Consider the following 12,958-nt stretch of genomic DNA (forward strand, 5'->3'; position numbering starts at 1 on the left):
AAGAGGAATTATGGCAACCCAACGACGCAAGAGCCCGCCCAAGAAGGCAGCTCCCAAGCGCACCATCTGGCGCACCCTGTTCTGGCTTGGCTTCAAGCTCTCCCTGGTGGTGGCGGCCTTCATGGTGGTGTTTGGTATCTACCTCGATACCAAGGTGCGCGAGCGCTTCGACGGGGAGAAGTGGCAGTTGCCCGTGATGGTCTACAGCCGTCCACTGGAGCTCTACCCCAGCCAGCGTCTCTCCCAGACCCAGATGCTGCGGGAGCTCAACATGCTGAGCTACAAGCAGGTGCGTCAGCCCCACACCCCGGGAGAGTATGCGGTCAACGGCAATCGCATCGAGCTGGTGCGCCGTCCGTTCGAATTCCATGACGGCGCAGACGGCGCCCGCGGCCTGCGCCTCACCTTCAACGGTGCACGGCTGGAGGGGATCCAGTCGCTGGAGAACCAGCGTCAGCTCGGTTATGCCCAGATGGACCCGGTGTTGCTGGACCGTCTCAACACCGAGGATCGGGAAGATCGCCTGTTGGTGCGCATCGCCGAGGTGCCGGACAGCCTGCTGGTGACCCTGCTGACCACCGAAGATCGGGACTTCTACCAGCACGGTGGCGTCTCGCCGGTGGCCATCATGCGCGCCATGGTAGCCAACTTGCTGGCGGGTCGTACCGTACAGGGGGGCAGTACCCTCACCCAGCAGCTCGCCAAGAACTTCTTCCTGACCCGGGAGCGCAGCCTGTGGCGCAAGGCGCAGGAAGCCTATATGGCGGTGCTGATCGACTACCGCTACAGCAAGGACGAGATCCTGGAGGCCTACCTCAACGAGGTCTATCTGGGGCAGAACTTCTCCCAGGGGGTCTATGGCTTCGGGCTCGCCTCCTACTTCTACTTCGGCATCCCGGTCAACGAGCTGGACATCGATCAGGTGGCCCTGCTGGTGGGCATGGTGAAGGGGCCCTCCTATTACGATCCCTGGCGCTTCCCCGAGCGGGCCAAGGCGCGCCGGGATCTGGTGCTGAAACTGCTGATGGAGCACGGCAGCCTGACTCAGGCCGAGTATGAGCTGGCCAGCAAGCAGCCCCTTGGCATCATAGCCCGGGGCCAGATGAGCTATGGGCGCACCCCGGCCTTCATGGGGCTGCTCAAGCGGGAAATCCAGAACCGCTTCGGCCCGGATCTGCTCAAGCAATCCGGCCTCAAGATCTTCACCAGCCTGGATCCCATCGCCCAGCACGCCGCCGAGCAGGCGGTGCAGACCGGCCTCGCTACCATCGAGAAGCAGCGCGGCAAGAAGAAGCTGGAGGCGGCCATGGTGGTCTCCGATTGGCACAAGGGTGAGGTGGTCGCCATGGTGGGGGGACGGGATCCCCGTTACGCTGGCTTCAACCGTGCGCTGGATGCCCGTCGCCAGATAGGCTCCCTGGTGAAACCGGCGGTCTATCTCACCGGCCTCTCCAACGGCCTGACCCTGGGCACGCCGCTCAAGGATCAGCCAATCCGCATCCGCGGTCAGGATGGCCAGATCTGGACGCCGCAGAACTATGATCGCAAGTTCCGCCAGAGCGTGCCGCTGATGGAGGCGCTCGCCAGCTCCCTCAACGTGCCGACCGTCAACCTGGGTCTTCAGGTGGGACTCGACAAGGTGGTGGACACCCTGCACAAGCTGGGGGTTCAGCAGGAGATCCAGCCTTACCCGTCTCTGGTGCTGGGGGCGGTGGCGCTCTCCCCCATGGAGGTGAACCAGATGTATCTGCCCATCGCGAACCAGGGGCTGACCCAGCCGTTGTCGGCGATCCGCGCCGTGGTGAACGGCGATGGCAGCCAGCTCTATCAGCATGACGAGACCGCCAAGCGGGTGACGGATCCTCAGGCCAGCTGGCTGACCCTGTTTGCCATGACCAAGACGGTGAGCCAGGGCACGGCCCGGGCGCTCGGTGCCAAGTTCCCCGGCGCCACCATGGCCGCCAAGACCGGGACCACCAACGAGCTGCGGGACTCCTGGTTTGCCGGGATGGACAACAACGAACTGGTGAGCATCTGGGTCGGTCGGGATGACAACCAGCCCGCCGGGTTGACCGGGGCCAGCGGTGCCTTGCAGCTGTTCAGCGGTTACATGAGCCAGCGCGGCGTCAACAGCCTGGGGTTGAAGATGCCGGAAGGGGTGAGCTGGGCCAGCTTCTCCCGCGCGAGCGGCGCCCGGGTCGCGAGCGATTGCCCCGGCAGTCTGCAGGTGCCGGCCAAGCTGGCGGGACTGAGCGAGCCGATGAGCTGCGCCAGCCCGGTATCCAATCCGGTCAACGCGCTGGATCAGTGGTTCGGCGGCTTCTTCAACTAACGGAGACGGGTAGCCCAGGCTGCCCGTTTTACAAGGATTGCCATGACACTTTCCCTGCTCGGCGGCATTCACCATGTGGCCATCATCGCCAGCGACTATGAGCGCTCGCGCCACTTCTACCACCAGGTGCTGGGGCTGCCCATCCTGGCGGAGACCCTGCGGGAGGCCCGCCAGTCCTGGAAGCTGGATCTGGCGCTGCCTGACGGCGGCCAGCTGGAGCTGTTCAGCTTTCCCACCCCCCCTGCGCGCCCCTCGAGGCCGGAGGCGTGTGGTCTGCGGCACCTGGCGTTTCGGGTGCCGGCGCTCGATCCCGTCATCGCCCATCTGGAGCAGCACGGGGTGGCCGTGGAGCCGGTGCGGGTGGACGAGCTGACCGGCAGTCGCTTCACCTTCTTCGCAGACCCGGACGGCCTGCCGTTGGAGCTCTACGAGGTCGATGCGGAGCCAGCATGAGCGGGCAGTGCAGCAGCATGAGTGCGTAAAAAAAAAGCCGCCCGGCGAACACCGGGCGGCTTTTTCATGGGGTCAGGCCGTGGTCAGCAGGGCCACGGCGACGGCCATCACCAGGATGCCGACCCAGCCGACGGGCTTGAGACGCTCACCAAACAGCAGCAGGCCGCCGAGGGCGGTGCCCAGGATGCCGATGGCGCCCCAGGTGGCATAGGCCACGGCGAGATCTATCCTGCCGGTGCTCACCGCCTCACTGAGCAGGGTAAAGGCGCAGAGCACCAGCAGTATGCCGAGCAGGCCCCAGCCCTTGTGGCGAAAACCGAGGGAGCGGTTGATGGCCATGTTGGCCCCTATGTCCAGCAAGGTGGCGCCCAGTACGATGATCAACGGGTGCATGGAAGCTCCTTGGCAGGGGTCGGCTCAACCGGTTCGGCATGGGTTTCCCCCAGGGTCACCATAACAATGCCCACTATTGCCAGCGCCAGCCCGATCCACTCCTGCACACTCAGCTCGTAGCCCAGGAACAGCACGGAGACGGCGGTGATCAGGGCGATTCCCAGCCCCTCCCACAACGCGAACGCAATACCAATGGAGATTGTTTTGGCGGCCTTGGCCAGCAGCAGGTAGGAGAGGGCGATGAGCAGCCACATCGGCAGATGGTGGAGCCAGCCGGTCTCACTCTCCGGGATCAGGGCCATGGTGGAGGTGCCTGCCACCTCGGTCAGGATGGCGCCCGTCAGGAAGAGGCGGGCCAAAAGCAGGGGACTGAATAACATGGGGTTTCCTTCTGTTGCTGCGACGAGGAAGAGGATAGCCACAGCCTGTTCAGTCGGCAGAATCGCTGAGCGTCGAGAATTCTGGCGCTACGGGTTTGCCTTGGGGAAGAGGGGCGGCGTAAGGTGAAGATGGAACAAGCTGCCACCAGAGCACGACCATGAAGCTTTATCAGATACAACTCTTTGTAGAATCAGCAGACAGCGGTTCGATTGCCAATGCCGCCAGACGCCTTGGCAAGAGCCGCAGTGCCGTCAGTACGGCGATCGCCGCCCTGGAAGTGGATCTTGGCGTCGACCTTTTTGAACGAGGGGCCAACCAGAGCCGACTCACCGAGATAGGGGAGCAGGTGCTGGACGACTGCCGGCGGCTGCTGCAGGCGGCCAACAGTCTCAAGCTCAAGTGCGAGCACCACGCCTCAGGGGCCGAGGTGGCGCTGCGGGTAGCGCGGGACGACGCCATCCCCGAGCCGGTCTGGCGCGAGATGCTGGGGGCGCTGCGCCAGCAGTTTCCCGGTACCAGCATCTCCCTGGTGCTGGCTTCGCCCCCCGAACTGCCTGCCTTGGTGGAGGAGGGGTTTGTCGATGCCGCCTTCGGCCTCATCACCGAGGATCAGGAGCGCAGCGGCCTCAACATAGACGTGCTCAACCCGATCCGCACCCTGATGGTGGTGGCGCCCAGCCACCCGCTGGCCGGGTTGAAACGGGTGCTGCAGCAGGACTTGACCGATCAGACCCAGGTCACCCTCTCCTATGTGGACGAGTTTTCGGTCAAGAGCCTGCTGCCCATCGGCGGCCAGCACATAGGGTTGTCGAGCTTCGAGTTGATGCGGGATGCGGTGCTGGACGGCCTGGGCTGGGCGGTGTTGCCCTCTCCGCTGATCCAGAGCCAGCTGCGCCAGGGGGAGCTGCTGACCCTGAAGCACAAGTTCAGCCTGCAGTGGCGCGATTACGGGGTCTATCTGTCGGAGAACGCCCATCACGGCAAGGTGCTGGCCTGGCTGAAGAAGGCCATCGAGGCCTATCTCGAACCCTTCGAGTAACCAGGAGTACAGCAACAGGGGCCGCTGGCCCCTGTTGCTTGAGACGGCTGGAGGTCAGCGCAGGGCGTGACGGGGGACGGGCTGGCGCTGGCGAAAGGGCAGCAGGAGCAGGCTGAGCAGCAGATCCCCCAGCAGGGACGCGAGCAGTCCCGCCGCCACCCCGCAGAAGATGGCGGCCTGCTTGAGGGGCACCACATAGCCGTAGTTGCGCAGGGTGTCCTGCCAGAGCTGGGGGTCCGCTTGCAACAGCAGGTGGGAGAGCTGGAGGTACCAGGGCTTGCCCTGGAAGTTGCGCTCCTGCTGCAGATGGTGCTGCTGGCTCACCAGCTGCCGCAGGCTGGTGGCATCCTGAGTGAAGACGGGATCCTGGCTGGCTCCGTAATGGGCGACCAGGGCGTCGAGATCGCCGCCAAAGTGTTGATCCGCGGTGCGCTGGAAGGGTTCCAGACTGAGGCTGGCCTGTTGCAGGCGTGCATCCAGACGCTGGTAGTAGAGATCGACGATCCCCGGTATCTGCACGCCCGCCAGCAAACCGAGAGCAAACAACATCATGCGAAGGTAACTGCGCATAGCCATCATCCTGAGTAAAAGGAGCCTCATACTAGCCGCAAGCCCTCGGCGCGCCAAGGTGGCGCTGACGGCCCCGGTATCCGGTGATAGCGGGTTGGGTCAAAAAGGAGTCAACAGGATGTTGTCTGTTACATGAATTCTTACATTTTTGTGATGCAAGTCACTCGGAGGCTGACCTAGAATCACCGCTTTTTGAAGGAAGACTCGGCATGAGCAAGTTCATACCTTTCTATCTGATCGGGGGCCTGATTGCCCTCAGTTGGGCCACCCTGCCGGGTCATGGCCCCTGGGATCACTGGGATCTTGCCACCTTCCAGCTGGTCAATGGCTGGCTGGGTGAATCCGCCCGCTGGGCCGATCTGGTGGCCATCACCAACAATCGCCTGTTCGATCTGGCCACCCTGGGCTGCATGGGGCTGATCCTGGCCAGCTGCTTCTTCCGGGCCCGGGGTGAGGGGCGCCGTCACCTGGTGGCCATGGGGATCGTCATGTTGCTGGGGGCCCTGGTGATCAATCAACTCGGCCACCTGCTGCCGGTCAGCCGTCCCAGCCCTACCCTGATGGTGGGCGGGGCGCTGCGCCTGACCGAGATCAGTGCCATTCCCACCAAGGACTCCGCCGGCGACAGCTTCCCCGGCGATCATGCCCTGTTCTTGATGATCTTCGCCGGTTTTGCCCTGCGCTACCTGCCGCGCCGCGCCGCAGTGATCGCCGTGCTGATGGTGCCCCTGTTCTCGGCCCCCCGTATCCTCGCCGGTGCCCACTGGCTGACGGACGTCTATGTCGGCGCACTCTGCCTTGCCCTCATCTGTCTGCCGCCCTTGTTGCTGACCCCATTGTCGGATCGGCTGATCGACCGCCTTACCCCCAGATTGCCCCGCTGGATCGCCGGAACACCTTGTTGCTTGAGTAGCGGAGGGCAATAAAAAGAAGGCGGGTGACCGCCTTCTTTTGCTTATGCCCATCGGTGCTGTGGTCGTCGCGAAATGACCAGGACTACGCCCGATGAGTGCGGGCTTGCGCCCTCAACGATAAGTATGGGCAGAGTCATTCGAGCTTTACCATCAGAAACTGACGGGGCCAAACGTTTGCATCCGATGAAAGCGTGATCCAGACCAGGATTTTTTCTGTGGGCTGCCTTAGAATCGCCGCCCGTTGCTGGAGGTCCCCCTATGCTTGTCACTTTTCTGCGCCTGTTGTTCATCGGTTGCGCCCTGGTCTTTATCTTCATGCTGATCCATGCCTGGTGGCACAAGCGGCGCCGGGGCGAGCTGGAATCCACCCCCTTCTGGCCGGTGGCGGCCATCGGTTTCGTCGCCAACTTTCTCGACACCCTTGGGGTCGGCAGCTTCGCGGTCAAGACCGCCTGCTACAAGCAGTTCAAGCTGATCGACGATCGTCTGCTGCCGGGTACCCTCAACGGTCAGTGCGTGCTGCCGACCGTGACCCAGTCCCTCATCTTCATCGGCGTAGTCAAGGTGGATCCGCTCACCCTCATCAGCATGATGGCCGCCGCCGCAGCGGGCGCCGCCTGGGGTGCCCGTCATGTGGCCTCGTTCGATCGCCAGACCATCAGGCTGGTGATGGCGGTCTCCCTGATGGTCGTCGCCGGGCTCATCTTCGCCGGTCTGCTGGGCCTTTTCCCCGTTGGCGGAGATGCGATGGGGCTCAGTGGCTACAAGCTGGGAATAGCCTTGCTCGGCAACTTCCTGTTCGGGGTGCTGATGAATGTGGGCATAGGGCTGTTCGCCCCCTGCATGACGCTGGTCTATCTGCTGGGGATGAACCCGCTGGCGGCCTTCCCCATCATGATGGGGTCCACCGCCGTGCTCAGCGTCTTCTCGGCGGGCACCTTCATCCGCAAGGGGGCCTTCGATGCCAGGGCCGTGCTGGCGGTGGCCCTCTTCGGCCCCATCGGCGTGGTGCTGGCGGCCATGCTGGTGCAGTCCATGGACATGGAGATGCTCAAATGGCTGGTGGCCTTCATCGTCATCTACACCTCCTGGACCATGTACGCCTCCTGGCAGGCGGCGCGCCGTCAGCCCGACATCCAGGTTGAAGCACAAGCCCAGCTGAGTGAGGCTCCCCGCTAGCCGTCTCCAATCCACAGGAAGTCTGTCAGGGCGAGGAATTATCTCGCCCGTCTGAAGCCACTGCGTCGCCGAGGCAGAAGGCCTGCCCCTGACTCGCCGCCACTGGTCAGGGGCCGCTGACTGGAGGCGACCAGGGCAGCCTCGGCCTTTGCCCCGAGGAAGACATAGAGCCCCAGCGCCAGCAGCAATCCCACGGCGCAACCCATCACCCCCACCGCAGGCCAGAGCAGTTCGTTCTGGCCGAGGGATCCCTTGAACAGCAGCAAGAGTCCCTCGATGGAGACCGCGATCAGGATGGCGGCGATGAAGCGGGTGATGGTGCGGCGAATGGCGCTGTGACGGAAGATGTCCTTATGCAGCAGCACCTCCTCCTCCAGTATGGTCTTGCCGAGATCGAACACCGCCAGCGCCAGGGTCAGGAAGATGATGGCGCTGAAGGCGCCGAGCCGGTTCTGCTGGGTGCCGCACAGCAGCAGATAGAGCTGCTCGAGGCCATGCCAGATCAGGGTTCCCACGATGAGAAACAGCGCCAGACTCAGGATCACGTAGACGGCCCTGAACCAGGGGATGGCGCGGCGCCGCTCCCTGTCCCCCATCAGCCAGGCGATCAGCTGGTGCAGATTGATCTCAAGCTCGCGGCCATGACCCTGCACCCTCAGTCGCAACTGCCCCTGGGGGGCCGGAATAGGGGACAGGATCCCCGCTCTTGCCTGGCTCTGGCCCAGACTCTGCACGCTCAGCACGAAGGGATAGGCCTTGAGGGCCTCCTGGGGGAGGGTGAGCAGCCCCAGCAACAGGGGGGTCAACTCGGTTTCGTACTCCTGATAGCGCCGCAGCACATCGATGGGGCTCATCTCTGCCATATGGACCTCGGTCAAGTGGGCTCCTGAGTAAGGCAGTGCAAATAGTGGGCCCGCTTTATGACAGCCAGTGTGGCCGCGGATGCACCAGCAAGTGGCAAACACTGGCGAGAAGAGAGAGGGGGCTGCACCAGAAGGGGGCTTTGGCAAGGCGAGGCGACAGAGGTAACAAAAAGGGCCCTTCGCGGGCCCTTGGTTCATGCTGGCAGGGCTCAGCCCGCCAGTTTGGCGAAACTGCGCTCGGCGGCGGCCAAGGTGTGTTCAATCTCCTTGTCGCCGTGAGCCAGTGACAGGAAGCCCGCCTCGTAGGCACTCGGCGCCAGATAGACACCCTCTTCCAGCATCAGATGGTAGAAGCGCTTGAAGCGCTCCATGTCGCAGCGGGTCACTTGCTCGTAGCGGGTGATCTCGGTCTCTTCGGTGAAGAAGAAGCCGAACATGCCGCCCACGTAGTTGATGGCAAGCGGGATACCGTGCCTGGCGGCGGCCGCTTTCAGTCCTTCTGCAACACGCGCAGTCTTGTCGCTCAGCTGCTCGTAGAGTCCCGGCTCCAGTAGCAGGTCCAGCATGGTCAGACCGGCTGCCATGGCCACCGGGTTGCCGGAGAGGGTGCCAGCCTGATAGACGGGGCCGGTCGGCGCTATGTATTGCATCACCTTCTTCTTGCCGCCGAAGGCGCCCACCGGCATGCCGGCCCCGATGATCTTGCCGAGGGTGGTGAGATCCGGATCTATGTTGTAGTGGCCCTGGGCGCCGCGCAGGGAGACGCGGAAGCCGGTCATGACTTCGTCCAGGATCAGCAGGGCGCCGAACTCGTCGCAGATGGCGCGCAGCCCTTCCAGGAAGCCGGGCACCGGCGGGATGCAGTTCATATTGCCTGCCACCGGCTCGACGATGATACAGGCGATTTCGCTGCCGTACTGAGTGAAGGCTTCACGCACCGAGTCCAGATCGTTGAACACGCAGGTCAGGGTGTGCTTGGCGAAATCAGCCGGTACGCCCGGGCTGTTGGGCTGACCCAGGGTCAGGGCGCCTGAACCTGCCTTGACCAGCAGGGAGTCGGCGTGGCCGTGGTAGCAGCCTTCGAACTTGACGATCTTGTCGCGGCCGGTGTAGCCACGAGCCAACCGGATGGCGCTCATGGTCGCCTCGGTGCCGGAGTTGACCATACGCACCTGCTCCATGGAGGGCACTATCTGGCGTACCTTCTCGGCCATCAGCACTTCGATCTCGGTGGGGGCGCCATAGCTCAGCCCCTTCTCAACGGCCTTGATGACGGCGGCCTTAATGGCCGGGTGGTTGTGACCCAGCAGCATGGGGCCCCAGGAGCCGATGTAGTCAACATAGGCCTGACCGTCCACGTCATAGAGGTAGGCGCCATCGGCGTGATCGATGAAGCGGGGTGTGCCGCCGACCCCATTGAAGGCGCGGACCGGTGAGTTGACGCCGCCCGGAATGGTCTGGCGGGCCTGTTCAAACAGCTGATCTGATTTTGACATGGATCATCCTTAATGGGATTTTGGTCGTCACCCGGGCGCAGGCGGTCGATTGCGGCTCGGCAGGCTGCGGTGGGAGGAGTATGCTTTGCGCTCTCGCCACCCGGACTCCCGGACTGCACCCGTGATAAATGAAACGGGCCGACTATAGCAGAAAGGCCCTGTGCTGGGCAGCCGAGCCGAGGCCGGGTGTTTTCGACCCTCGTCAGATGAGCGTGAATACCCATGGTGCAACAAGCTATCCCCCCTCGCGAGGCGACCACACAAGCTCGCCCGCCTGTCCTTCAGCGTCTGATCCAGCGGGACAAGATGCCGCTGCTGGTGCTCTTGCTGGCCGCCCTGGTCGGGGTTCTAGCCGGACTGGTCTGCGGGTTGTTTGAATCCGGTGTGCACTGGCTGGCACAGCAGCGAGTCCTGCTGCTGGCGGATCGCCCCTGGTGGCAGCTCGGGCTGCTGGGCTTTGGTTTCAGCGCCCTGCTGGGGTTTGTCGGCTACTTCCTCACACACACCTTCGCCCCGGAAGCGGGTGGCTCCGGCATTCCCGAGATCGAAGGGGCCATGGACGAACTGCGTCCGGTGCGCTGGTGGCGGGTCTTGCCGGTCAAGTTTTTCGGCGGCATCTGTACCCTGAGTTCCGGCATGGTATTGGGGCGGGAGGGGCCCTCGGTACAGATCGGCGGCAACCTTGGCAAGATGGTGGCGGACATCTTCCGCCTGCCGAAGGAGCATGGTCATGCCCTGCTGGCGGCGGGGGCGGCGGGAGGACTGGCCGCCGCCTTCAACGCGCCGCTGGCGGGGATACTCTTCGTGATGGAGGAGATGCGGCCGCAGTTCCGCTACTCCTTCCTCGCCATCAAGGCGGTGGGGATCTCGGCCGTCATGGCGACCCTGATGCTGCAGAACATGAAGGGGCAGGCGCCAGTCATCAGCCTGCCCCACTACGATGCCCCGGCCCTGAAGGCGCTCTGGCTCTTCCTCTTCATGGGGGGTTGTTTCGGCGTGCTGGGCTTCGTGTTCAACAAGCTGGTGCTCGCCTGTCAGGACGGCTATCTGGCTCTGCATCAGAACAAGCGTCACCGCTTCGTCGCCATCGGCATGCTGGTGGCAGGCACCTTCGGCGTGCTCTCGCTGTTTGCCCCCTCGGTGACCGGTGGGGGAACCGAGTTGATCCCTCATCTGGTGGGGGGTAACTATGGGATGGCGACCCTCTTCCTCATCTTCTCGGTGCGACTGATTGCCACCCTCGTCTGTTTTTGTTCGGGCGCCCCCGGCGGCGTCTTCGCCCCGACCCTGGCACTCGGCACCCTGTTCGGGGTGGTCTTCGGTCACCTGTTCCATGCGGCCTTTCCCGATCTGGGCATAGAGCCCGGCGCCTTCGCCATCGCCGGCATGGGAGCGCTGTTTGCCGCCACAGTGCGGGCCCCCATCACCGGCATAGTGCTGGTGACCGAGATGACGGACAATTATCAGCTGATCCTGCCCATGATGATCACCACCATAGGGGCCACCCTGGTGGCGCAGTGGTTGGGAGGGCGCCCCATCTATTCTCAGATCCTGGAGCGAACTTTACGGCTTGCGGCGCGTCAAAAGCGGGGAGATGGCAGCGTGGCTGCCAGTTAACTCCTTGTTTATCCGCATCAATCCGGCAAGGTCGCGTATAGTGAAGGGAAACAGGCCGTGGTATGGCGTGCTAATAGAAGAGGCCCTATGTCCCAAATCGTGAAGGTATTGGTGGTGCTGGCGGTGGGGGCCTGCATCGGCTATTTCACCGGGAATCGGCAAGAACTGGCCCAGAGCAGTCTGCTGACGGTGCAGCAAGAGACCCTGGAGCGGCAGAGCAAGGCCATAGGCCAGCTCAAGACGGATCTGGGGGTCAAGGAGACCTTGCTGGCGACCCAGAAGGCGGCCTTCGAACAGTTGCAGAAGACCCTCAAGGATCAGGAAGCCCAGGTACAGGAGCAGAAGCGTCAGCTGGCCTTCTTCGAGCGGATCATGCGTCCTACCGGTGATCAGGTGGGGGTGACCATCGACAACCTGACCCTGCAGGAAACCAGCGTGCCGGGTCGCTATCACTATCGTCTGGCCCTGACCCAGCCCGCCAAGAAGCGGGAGCTGTTTCGTGGCCAGGTACAAATCAGGGTCGAAGGCAGTCTGGCAGACAAGCCCAGGATCCTCAGCGGGCGTGAGCTTGGCATGAAGGTCGGGGAGGGGCGCTATGCGCTGCGCTACTTCCAGCTGCTGGAAGGCAACTGGCAACTGCCGACCGGCTTTGTACCGGATAGGGTGAGAATCCTCATCGCCAAGGAGGGTCGCCAGCCGGCCCAGGAGTTGCTGGCGGAGTGGAGCGAGGTACTCAAGCCCCTGGTGACTCAACCAGCCCCCTTGCCCGTGGTGCAGTAAGAGAGTGGTGAATACTTGAACTAAATGGTCGGGTATTGGATAATTTCGCAGTTTCCATGTTTGTGGATGTAATGGTTGTGAGGTCAGTAATGAGTGCAGTAGCAGAAGCCCCGTTGCCCATCCAGATGACGGATGCGGCGGCGAACAAGGTAAAGACCTTGATTACCGAAGAAGAAAATCCCGAGCTCAAGTTGCGGGTCTACATCACCGGGGGGGGCTGCTCCGGTTTCCAGTACGGTTTCACCTTTGACGAAAAGATCAACGACGGGGATACCGTGGTCGAGAAGAGCGGCGTGACCATGGTGATCGATCCCATGAGTCTGCAGTATCTGGTTGGGGGTAGCGTGGACTACACCGAAGGTCTGGAAGGCTCCCGCTTTACCGTGACCAACCCCAACGCCTCGACCACCTGTGGCTGTGGCTCCAGCTTCTCCATCTGATTGGTCAGCAGCACACATTTGAAAGGGTCCGGCAGGGCCCTTTTCTATTTGCGCATCTCTCCCTCATATATGAACCCCCTCTATATAGAGCAGGCAGCCTGGCCTGGGCGGCCCGGGTGCTGCCGAAGGCGACCTCTTATGAGCCCTTTGTCGAAGGTGTTTTGTACGATTTGGTTGCAGATTAAACACTTGAACGTCTTTCTCAAAAAAACACATAGTTTTTGCTTGTCAGAAAGAATCAGATCTCTATAATGCGCCTCCATCAGCACGGCGCAGTGCGCGTCTGGTCTGGCTTGCAAAGCAATCCAGTGAGGGTTATAGTTTCAAACCCTGCTCTTTAACAATTTGAATCAAGCAATCTGTGTGGGCACTCACAGCATCGAACATCAAACAATTTTGTTGATTTTCAATGTCTGGTGAAGTGACCAAGACAACTTCGGTTGTCACAGTTTATTTCAGCAATTCATTGAGCCGCTGAATGTCGTTACTTCGGTAATGGCG

Annotated in this window: 13 protein-coding genes; 8 read left to right on the forward strand and 5 right to left on the reverse strand. The window is 62.5% G+C overall.

Going from position 1 to position 12,958, the window contains the following annotated elements; all coding sequences use genetic code 11:
- Nucleotides 1–10: 10 nt before the first annotated feature.
- Both mrcB and KW824_RS14660 read left to right on the forward strand, forming a co-directional pair.
- The gene (gene mrcB, locus KW824_RS14655; RefSeq protein ID WP_218410163.1) at nt 11–2,332 is read left to right on the forward strand and encodes a penicillin-binding protein 1B; all 2,322 of its coding nucleotides are present in this window, start codon (nt 11–13) and stop codon (nt 2,330–2,332) included.
- Between the two features lie 42 nt (nt 2,333–2,374).
- Complete coding sequence (locus KW824_RS14660) at nt 2,375–2,785, forward strand: VOC family protein (protein WP_043129666.1); 411 nt, start codon at nt 2,375–2,377, stop codon at nt 2,783–2,785.
- A 72-nt stretch (nt 2,786–2,857) separates the two neighbouring features.
- On the opposite strand, the gene KW824_RS14665 is transcribed toward KW824_RS14660, so the two are convergent.
- Nucleotides 2,858–3,178, reverse strand: coding sequence for an SMR family transporter (locus KW824_RS14665; protein WP_218410164.1), 321 nt, complete (start codon nt 3,176–3,178; stop codon nt 2,858–2,860).
- The gene (locus KW824_RS14670) at nt 3,166–3,558 is read right to left on the reverse strand and encodes a multidrug efflux SMR transporter (RefSeq protein WP_218410165.1); all 393 of its coding nucleotides are present in this window, start codon (nt 3,556–3,558) and stop codon (nt 3,166–3,168) included. The genes KW824_RS14665 and KW824_RS14670 overlap by 13 nt, the downstream gene beginning before the upstream one ends.
- Nucleotides 3,559–3,716: 158 nt before the next feature.
- Between KW824_RS14670 and KW824_RS14675 the strand changes: the two genes are divergently transcribed.
- On the forward strand, nt 3,717–4,598 hold the full coding sequence (locus KW824_RS14675; protein WP_218410166.1) for a LysR family transcriptional regulator: 882 nt from the start codon (nt 3,717–3,719) through the stop codon (nt 4,596–4,598).
- 54 nt (nt 4,599–4,652) lie between these two features.
- Here the strand turns inward: KW824_RS14675 and KW824_RS14680 are convergent, their stop codons facing one another.
- The gene (locus KW824_RS14680; protein ID WP_218410167.1) at nt 4,653–5,168 is read right to left on the reverse strand and encodes a DUF2937 family protein; all 516 of its coding nucleotides are present in this window, start codon (nt 5,166–5,168) and stop codon (nt 4,653–4,655) included.
- A gap of 209 nt (nt 5,169–5,377) precedes the next feature.
- Between KW824_RS14680 and KW824_RS14685 the strand changes: the two genes are divergently transcribed.
- Nucleotides 5,378–6,094, forward strand: coding sequence for a phosphatase PAP2 family protein (locus KW824_RS14685; RefSeq protein ID WP_218410168.1), 717 nt, complete (start codon nt 5,378–5,380; stop codon nt 6,092–6,094).
- A 246-nt stretch (nt 6,095–6,340) separates the two neighbouring features.
- Nucleotides 6,341–7,261 carry a sulfite exporter TauE/SafE family protein gene (locus KW824_RS14690; RefSeq protein ID WP_218410169.1) on the forward strand — a complete coding sequence of 307 codons (921 nt, stop codon included), beginning with the start codon at nt 6,341–6,343 and terminating at the stop codon, nt 7,259–7,261.
- 38 nt (nt 7,262–7,299) lie between these two features.
- Here the strand turns inward: KW824_RS14690 and KW824_RS14695 are convergent, their stop codons facing one another.
- Together KW824_RS14695 and hemL are read right to left on the reverse strand one after the other, a co-directional pair.
- Nucleotides 7,300–8,124 carry a hypothetical protein gene (locus tag KW824_RS14695; RefSeq protein ID WP_218410180.1) on the reverse strand — a complete coding sequence of 275 codons (825 nt, stop codon included), beginning with the start codon at nt 8,122–8,124 and terminating at the stop codon, nt 7,300–7,302.
- Nucleotides 8,125–8,333: 209 nt separating this feature from the next.
- On the reverse strand, nt 8,334–9,620 hold the full coding sequence (gene hemL / locus KW824_RS14700) for a glutamate-1-semialdehyde 2,1-aminomutase (RefSeq protein WP_218410170.1): 1,287 nt from the start codon (nt 9,618–9,620) through the stop codon (nt 8,334–8,336).
- A 222-nt stretch (nt 9,621–9,842) separates the two neighbouring features.
- Here hemL and clcA point away from each other — a divergent pair, with 222 nt between their 5' ends.
- The 3 genes from clcA (at nt 9,843) to erpA (ending at nt 12,457) form a co-directional block, all read left to right on the forward strand.
- On the forward strand, nt 9,843–11,237 hold the full coding sequence (gene clcA / locus KW824_RS14705; protein WP_218410171.1) for a H(+)/Cl(-) exchange transporter ClcA: 1,395 nt from the start codon (nt 9,843–9,845) through the stop codon (nt 11,235–11,237).
- A gap of 87 nt (nt 11,238–11,324) precedes the next feature.
- Nucleotides 11,325–12,017, forward strand: a complete 693-nt coding sequence (locus tag KW824_RS14710) for a DUF6776 family protein (protein ID WP_218410172.1) — start codon at nt 11,325–11,327, stop codon at nt 12,015–12,017.
- 89 nt (nt 12,018–12,106) lie between these two features.
- Nucleotides 12,107–12,457, forward strand: coding sequence for an iron-sulfur cluster insertion protein ErpA (gene erpA / locus KW824_RS14715; protein WP_025328177.1), 351 nt, complete (start codon nt 12,107–12,109; stop codon nt 12,455–12,457).
- Nucleotides 12,458–12,958: the final 501 nt, after the last annotated feature.

The sequence above is a fragment of the Aeromonas sp. sif0611 genome (assembly GCF_019218845.1).
In the GTDB taxonomy this organism is placed as follows: Bacteria; Pseudomonadota; Gammaproteobacteria; order Enterobacterales; family Aeromonadaceae; genus Aeromonas; species Aeromonas media.

Coding starts and splice junctions, on each gene's coding strand:
- KW824_RS14660 (WP_043129666.1), top strand. CDS start 2,375: ATGACACTTTCCCTGCTCGGCGGCATTCACCATGTGGCCATCATCGCC.
- KW824_RS14665 (WP_218410164.1), bottom strand. CDS start 3,178: ATGCACCCGTTGATCATCGTACTGGGCGCCACCTTGCTGGACATAGGG.
- KW824_RS14675 (WP_218410166.1), top strand. CDS start 3,717: ATGAAGCTTTATCAGATACAACTCTTTGTAGAATCAGCAGACAGCGGT.
- KW824_RS14680 (WP_218410167.1), bottom strand. CDS start 5,168: ATGCGCAGTTACCTTCGCATGATGTTGTTTGCTCTCGGTTTGCTGGCG.
- mrcB (WP_218410163.1), top strand. CDS start 11: ATGGCAACCCAACGACGCAAGAGCCCGCCCAAGAAGGCAGCTCCCAAG.
- KW824_RS14710 (WP_218410172.1), top strand. CDS start 11,325: ATGTCCCAAATCGTGAAGGTATTGGTGGTGCTGGCGGTGGGGGCCTGC.
- KW824_RS14685 (WP_218410168.1), top strand. CDS start 5,378: ATGAGCAAGTTCATACCTTTCTATCTGATCGGGGGCCTGATTGCCCTC.
- erpA (WP_025328177.1), top strand. CDS start 12,107: ATGAGTGCAGTAGCAGAAGCCCCGTTGCCCATCCAGATGACGGATGCG.
- KW824_RS14670 (WP_218410165.1), bottom strand. CDS start 3,558: ATGTTATTCAGTCCCCTGCTTTTGGCCCGCCTCTTCCTGACGGGCGCC.
- KW824_RS14695 (WP_218410180.1), bottom strand. CDS start 8,124: ATGGCAGAGATGAGCCCCATCGATGTGCTGCGGCGCTATCAGGAGTAC.
- KW824_RS14690 (WP_218410169.1), top strand. CDS start 6,341: ATGCTTGTCACTTTTCTGCGCCTGTTGTTCATCGGTTGCGCCCTGGTC.
- clcA (WP_218410171.1), top strand. CDS start 9,843: ATGGTGCAACAAGCTATCCCCCCTCGCGAGGCGACCACACAAGCTCGC.
- hemL (WP_218410170.1), bottom strand. CDS start 9,620: ATGTCAAAATCAGATCAGCTGTTTGAACAGGCCCGCCAGACCATTCCG.